Source organism: Collinsella sp., from assembly GCF_052346665.1.
Classification (GTDB): Bacteria; Actinomycetota; Coriobacteriia; order Coriobacteriales; family Coriobacteriaceae; genus Collinsella.
In genome coordinates, this window is the sequence record NZ_DAWDUX010000038.1 from 14,737 (window position 1) to 20,554 (window position 5,818).

The following is a 5,818-nucleotide window of genomic DNA, read 5'->3' on the forward strand; positions in this document are numbered from 1 at the left end:
GCTATGGATGGAATAATGGCGCTGGGGAATGCTGATGAAAGCTTTATTGTCGATTAAATCCGAGTTTGTTAAACGGATTTTATCTGGTGAAAAAAAATATGAATACCGACGTCGTGTGTTTGCCCGCGACGATGTTGAAGCAATCGTAATCTATGAGACGCTTCCAGTTGGTCGCGTCGTAGCTGAAGTCGAAATCGAAAAGGTCCTCAAGGATACTCCGTCCGCTCTGTGGGAGGAAACTCATGAAGACTCAGGGATTACTGAACAGTTTTTCTTTTCTTATTTTTCTGGTCTTGAGCAGGCCTGTGCTATCGAGCTTGGTAATGTTAGGCTTTTCGACAAACCTCTTTTATTGTCTGAATACAATCCCGACCTGACCCATGCTCCTCAGTCGTTTGTTTACGTTGAGTAGATGCGTATACAACCTTTGTTTATAAGATTTTCGCTACTGTTCTATTGGGTATCGCCATATGCTGTAATGCGGCACCGCTGATATCGCAAGAGAACGCTGGGCTCGTAAGACGAATAATGTAATCAAAGTAGGGGTATCGATGCAGGCCGGTTCCTGGGTGGCAACCCAGATTGGTAACACCAGTCGGCAATCAGTGGTACCGACGGTCAGCCGCGGCGGTACCGCGAATCGGCTTGGATGGTACCGCCGTCAGGATTTGTGGAGGGGGCACCCGGGGAGGGGGTGAGTATTACGCGCTATAAGTAGTACCCGTTTCGCGCTTTCCGAATCACCCCTCGTCACCCGCGTTTCGACTCCCGCGTACCATTCGTTTCGTGCCATGCGCATCGTCCCTGCGCCGAAAATACAATCGAGCCCACCATGCAACAACGTACACGACCGCGAGCGGATCACGTCGGAAATGTTGGTGTAAGTGAAGGTCTCTAAAGGGACGGCCGCTGCCTAGAATTCAAATCAGCTACGAGATGGATTCGTTCGAAAGGCGACGGCCGCAATGGATACTTCACGGCAGCTCCCGACTCACGGCGACGGGCTCCTCGACATGAGGGGGCTCGCCCGGACCCTGCTCGAGTCGATGATGAATAAGGTGATGGACGCGCAGGCGGACATGCCGTGCGAGGACGGGGCGAACTCGCGAAACGGCTACCGCGAGCGTGGCCTGCCCCCCCGTCGGCGACATCACCCTGCGCATACCCAAGCTGAGGGCCGGGACCCACTTCCCCGAGTGCCCGTTCGAGCGCTACTCGCGCGCAGACAGGGCCGCCGCGGCGGCCGGCGCGGAGTCGTGGGCCAACGGCGTGTCGACGAGGAAGATGGAGCGGATCGCCGCAAGATGGGCATAGAGAGGCTCTCGAAGGACCAGGTCAGCACCATGTGCAGGTCGCTCGACGCCGAGGTCGGCGAGCTCGCGGCGCGCGGTCTGGCCGGAGTCGAGGCGCCCTACCTGTTCCTCGACGCGACGTATGTGAGGTGCAGGAGGGGCGGCCGCGTCCAGTCGACCGCGGCCGCCACCGCGATCGGCGTCGGCTCCGACGGCGTGCGCCGCATACTCGGTATCGCGGCGGTCGACACCGAGACCTACGCCGGTTAGCTCGGCTTCCTGCGCAGCCTGCGCGAGCGCGGGCTCTCGGGCGTCCGCCTCGTCGCCGGCGACGCCCACGCTGGCCTCGCACGCGCGGTCTCCGAGTGCCTGCCGGCCGCCGGCTGGCAGCGCGGCGTCGTCCACCTCGAGCGCGACGTTTGCTCCCTGCTGCCCTCCAAGCGCCATAGGGCGATGGCGGCCGGGGCGATGTAGTCCGTCTTCAGCGGGCCGGACCCCGCCAGCGCGAGGTCGGCCTACAGGGCTGCCATCGACGCGGTGGACGCGCTGTCGGCCCGCGCGGGTGCGCTCTTCGAGGAGGCCGAGGCCGACGCCCTGGCCTACCTCGACTTCTCCCCGGAGCACCGCGGGCGCATACGCAGCAACAACGTTTAGGAGCGCATGGGCGGTGAGATAAAGCGCAGGTCGAGGCTCGTGCAGGTCTTCCCGAGCTCGGAGTCGATGCTGCGCCTGGTGGGCGTCGTGTGCGCGGAGCAGGCGCAGCATCTCGCCCGAATCCATGCACAGACTGGCGGAACCCGCGGAGCCCGAGCCCGCCGAGAGCAAGGCGTCGCGCAGGAGGGGGCTCATGATCGTAGAGACGGCGTTGGAGCTCGCCGGCGCGGGGAGGAGGGCGGCGCGATGCTATGATGCAGATGGATTCAGGCTGCGGCCCGTCCTGGAAAGACCGGCTACACCAACTTTTCCGACTCTACCGAGGATCCCATGCCCGACACCATCTTCGAGCCCAAGCACATCGTCGTCACCGGCGGCTGCGGCTTCATCGGCTCCAACTTCGTCCACCACGTGGTCAATAACTGCCCGGGCGTCCACGTCACCGTGCTGGACAAGCTGACCTACGCCGGCAACCCCGACAACATCGCCGGGCTGCCCTCCGACCGCGTCGAGCTCGTCGTGGGCGACGTCTGCGACGCCGCGCTCGTCGACCGCCTGGTCTCCGAGACCGACGCCGTGGTCCACTACGCCGCCGAGCCCCACAACGACAACTCCATCGCCGACCCGTCCCCGTTCCTGCGCACCAACGTCGAGGGCACCTACACGCTCATCGAGGCCTGCCGCAGGCACGGCGCGCGCTACCACCACGTCTCCACCGACGAGGTCTACGGCGACCTGGCGCTAGACGACCCGGCGCGCTTCACCGAGGAGACGCCCTACCGCCCGAGCTCGCCTTACAGCTCCACCAAGGCGTCCTCCGACCTGCTCGTGCGCGCCTGGGCCCGCACCTTCGGCCTCAGGGCCACCATCTCCAACTGCTCCAACAACTACGGCCCCTACCAGCACGTGGAGAAGTTCATCCCGCGCCAGGTCACGAACCTCATCGACGGCGTCCGCCCCAAGCTCTACGGCGACGGCAGGAACGTCCGCGACTGGATCCACACCGAGGACCACAGCTCCGCCGTGTGGACCATCCTGACCCGCGGCCGCGTCGGCGAGACCTACCTGATCGGCGCCGACGGCGAGCTGGACAACATCACGGTGCTGCGCGAGATCCTCAAGGCCTTCGGCCGCCCCGAGGACGACTTCGACTGGGTGCGCGACCGCCCCGGCCACGACCGCCGCTACGCGATCGACGCCACCAAGCTCCGCCGCGAGCTCGGCTGGGAGCCCTCGCGCACCGACTTCGCCGCCGGCCTGGCCGAGACCATGGCCTGGTACCGCGACAACGAGGCCTGGTGGCGCCCGGCCAAGGAGGCCACCGAGGCGAGGTACGCCGCCCAGGGGCAGTAGGGGTTTACGAAGATTCTTCAAGAGGAGTGGGGTCGGGAGACGGTACGGTCAAGAATTTACCGCTCGTTAAGAAGGGCTTTCTTCAGGATGCTTCTTTGTGGCGTCAGATGCGAAGGCCCGTTCTTTCTTATTCGATTTATCAGTTCGGATTGTGTTCGCGGTTGTTAGGTATTGTTTGATTTGATGCTCGCGAAGGCATGAAGTGAAGAATATCGTGGCTAGCCAAAGAGCTAAGGGGAGCGCCAGGAGGCAAGCGGTGAAGCCGATTAGATCCAGTGTGAGATGGGCCTGAACCTCGATTTGCGAATACGCATCTGCAGGATTTATGCCGATTGCTGTATTTGTGTATTGGTAGATGAATCCGAGGATTGTCATTGAGCCTGTAGCAACGAAGAGGGCCAGCGATGTGGCGCCCCAGAATGCGAATCTCCTTGTGGCGGTATAGATGTCGCCGTATTCAACTGCCCAGAGAGCGTACGCCTCTAGTTTGTTTTGCTTCTCGTTTTTTTGAGGACTATCTGGTTGCTTGTTAAGAAGCTCCTGCTTTGCCTCGATGCTTTGCAATGGATCGGTTAATAGGCTTTTGCCTACCAGAATTGAAATGATGGAGAATACCCCACTAATTAGAACTGGGATAATGTTTTCGAGCATTGCGTTTCCTTTCTTCGTCGGCTCTGTAGGGGTGCATCGCGATCGTTGCAGGCTGAGGTGCTGCTGTTTTATCGTGCCTGTGGTTTTACTGGAGGCACCGCGGATTTATCCTGCCATAAGGGTAGTGCCGTGTGCGGACAGAATAGAACGAGCGGATCGGTGCGACGCGGATAGCGCCCCGAAAGTTGGTTTAGGGCTCGGTTCTCGAGGGTGGCCGCAGACTATCTGAGGAACCGAGAATCGCTTGGAATGCCGTCAGCCCGGCGGCGAGCACGAGTACCGCTACATCCTTTCCGTGCACGCCGACGAGATCGTGTCCGAGGGGCTGTGGCGGCGCAAATTGGACGCATCGCGCACGGCGACGCTGTTTGAGCGCGAGGGTGCCGAGGTCGTGCTCGGCCCCACATTGCGCAAGCTTGCGACGGCCGCGACGTTCAACCCGAGCCTGCCGTACCTGTCGTTCCTCTGCATCAACTTCGACGCGCCCGTGGTCAAGGAGGCGGCCAGCTGGTTCCTCGGCGGGGTGTTCCTGAACTACAACAGCTCTTATCTGGAGCGGGCGCTCGAGCAGATGCTCGACGAGACGGACTCGCCCGAGGTCACGCGCTTCCTGCGCGCCGTGGACGTGCGCATCGACGGCTTCAGGGTGGAGAAGGCCCCCGAGGGGCGCGGCCAGCGCGTCTTCGTGAGGCATGATGTGGACGGTAAAGGCTACGAGCTGCGGCTGTCCGAGGAGTCAGCCGGCACTCAGAAGCTCATGGGGCTGGCGGCGTTTTTGCTGGCAGCGCTCGAGCGTGGCGGCACCGTGGTGGTTGACGAGCTGGATGCCAAGCTGCACCCGAAGCTTTTGCGCTACGTGATCCTGCTGTTCAAGGACCCCGAGGTCAGCAAGCACGGCGCGCAGCTCATCTTCTCGTCGCAGGACGTGTCCACCATGCGAAACGACGTGTTCCGCCGCGACGAGATATGGTTCGCGGCGCGCGGCGAGGGGGAGGCAAGCCAGCTGTGGTCGTTTGTCGACATCCATGAGGCCAACGGCAACCTGGTCAGCAAGAACGCGGCCTTTGACAAGCAGTACCTGTCGGGCCGTTACGGTGTTGACCCGTATCTCACCCGCATCGAGGAGTGGGACTAGCATGGCGGCGAAAAAGTTTCGGTTGAGCGGTTCGTATATGAGGCCCATTTCCCTAGAGGGGCAATGAGCCATGTAGAATCGATGTTGGGCGATTTGCGAATCGCCTGGACAGCATAGGAGGTGCAATTGAACCGTATAGTCACGAAACCGACCAGAATCGACCTGCATATCCATTCTGCTGCAAGCACTGCTACGAAGGACAAAGGCAAGAAGGAGCTTGCCGATTGCGACAAAGGCCATGTTGATGTGTTGCTTCGCGGTTTGGAGGCGCATGGCATCAGCATGTGCGCAATTACCGACCACGATTGTTTCGACAAAGACCTCTACTTCGCTTTGAAGGAGAGGGAGGGGGATGGTTGCCTGAGCAAAGTGCTTCCCGGCGTCGAGTTCAGCGTGTCCATTCGCGCCGGGGGCGAGGAGCCGACCGTTATCCATATCGTAGCCATCTTCGATGACAGGCGCCCCGAATTGATCGATGGGATTGCCAGGGTCGTCTGCGACGAGCGCGGGAAGCCGCGCTACGACGATCCCGGTAACGGCGCTTTCACCGAAGACGGTTTCGCCAAGGTCCTGAGGGGCATCGGCCTCAACGCTGTTCTCATCGGGCACGAGAAATCGGCAGGCCAGGAAGCGAAGCGCGACGTGAGCAGCCTAGGCGCCGATCGCGCCAACGAAGTGATTTTGACCGAGTTCGTCGACGCGGTCGAGATTCGCAACAAGCGGCGCGAGCTCG

At 61.4% G+C, this 5,818-nt stretch carries 5 protein-coding genes and 1 pseudogene; 5 read left to right on the plus strand and 1 reads right to left on the minus strand.

Annotated features, from left to right (window positions below):
• The first annotated feature begins 28 nt into the window (after nucleotides 1–28).
• From ACT8II_RS07515 to rfbB, 3 genes and pseudogenes are all read left to right on the plus strand, one after another.
• The gene (locus tag ACT8II_RS07515; RefSeq protein ID WP_443813588.1) at nucleotides 29–412 is read left to right on the plus strand and encodes an ASCH domain-containing protein; all 384 of its coding nucleotides are present in this window, start codon (nucleotides 29–31) and stop codon (nucleotides 410–412) included.
• Nucleotides 413–965: 553 nt separating this feature from the next.
• Nucleotides 966–2,190 (plus strand): annotated as a pseudogene (locus ACT8II_RS07520) (IS256 family transposase); the annotation flags it as partial.
• A gap of 86 nt (nucleotides 2,191–2,276) precedes the next feature.
• Nucleotides 2,277–3,299, plus strand: coding sequence for a dTDP-glucose 4,6-dehydratase (gene rfbB, locus ACT8II_RS07525; protein ID WP_443813590.1), 1,023 nt, complete (start codon nucleotides 2,277–2,279; stop codon nucleotides 3,297–3,299).
• A gap of 66 nt (nucleotides 3,300–3,365) precedes the next feature.
• On the opposite strand, the gene ACT8II_RS07530 is transcribed toward rfbB, so the two are convergent.
• The gene (locus ACT8II_RS07530) at nucleotides 3,366–3,950 is read right to left on the minus strand and encodes a hypothetical protein (RefSeq protein ID WP_443813592.1); all 585 of its coding nucleotides are present in this window, start codon (nucleotides 3,948–3,950) and stop codon (nucleotides 3,366–3,368) included.
• 244 nt (nucleotides 3,951–4,194) lie between these two features.
• Between ACT8II_RS07530 and ACT8II_RS07535 the strand changes: the two genes are divergently transcribed.
• Both ACT8II_RS07535 and ACT8II_RS07540 read left to right on the plus strand, forming a co-directional pair.
• Nucleotides 4,195–5,085, plus strand: coding sequence for an AAA family ATPase (locus ACT8II_RS07535; RefSeq protein ID WP_443813594.1), 891 nt, complete (start codon nucleotides 4,195–4,197; stop codon nucleotides 5,083–5,085).
• 120 nt (nucleotides 5,086–5,205) lie between these two features.
• A partial coding sequence (locus tag ACT8II_RS07540; RefSeq protein WP_443813596.1) for a PHP domain-containing protein occupies nucleotides 5,206–5,818 on the plus strand: 613 nt, incomplete at its 3' end.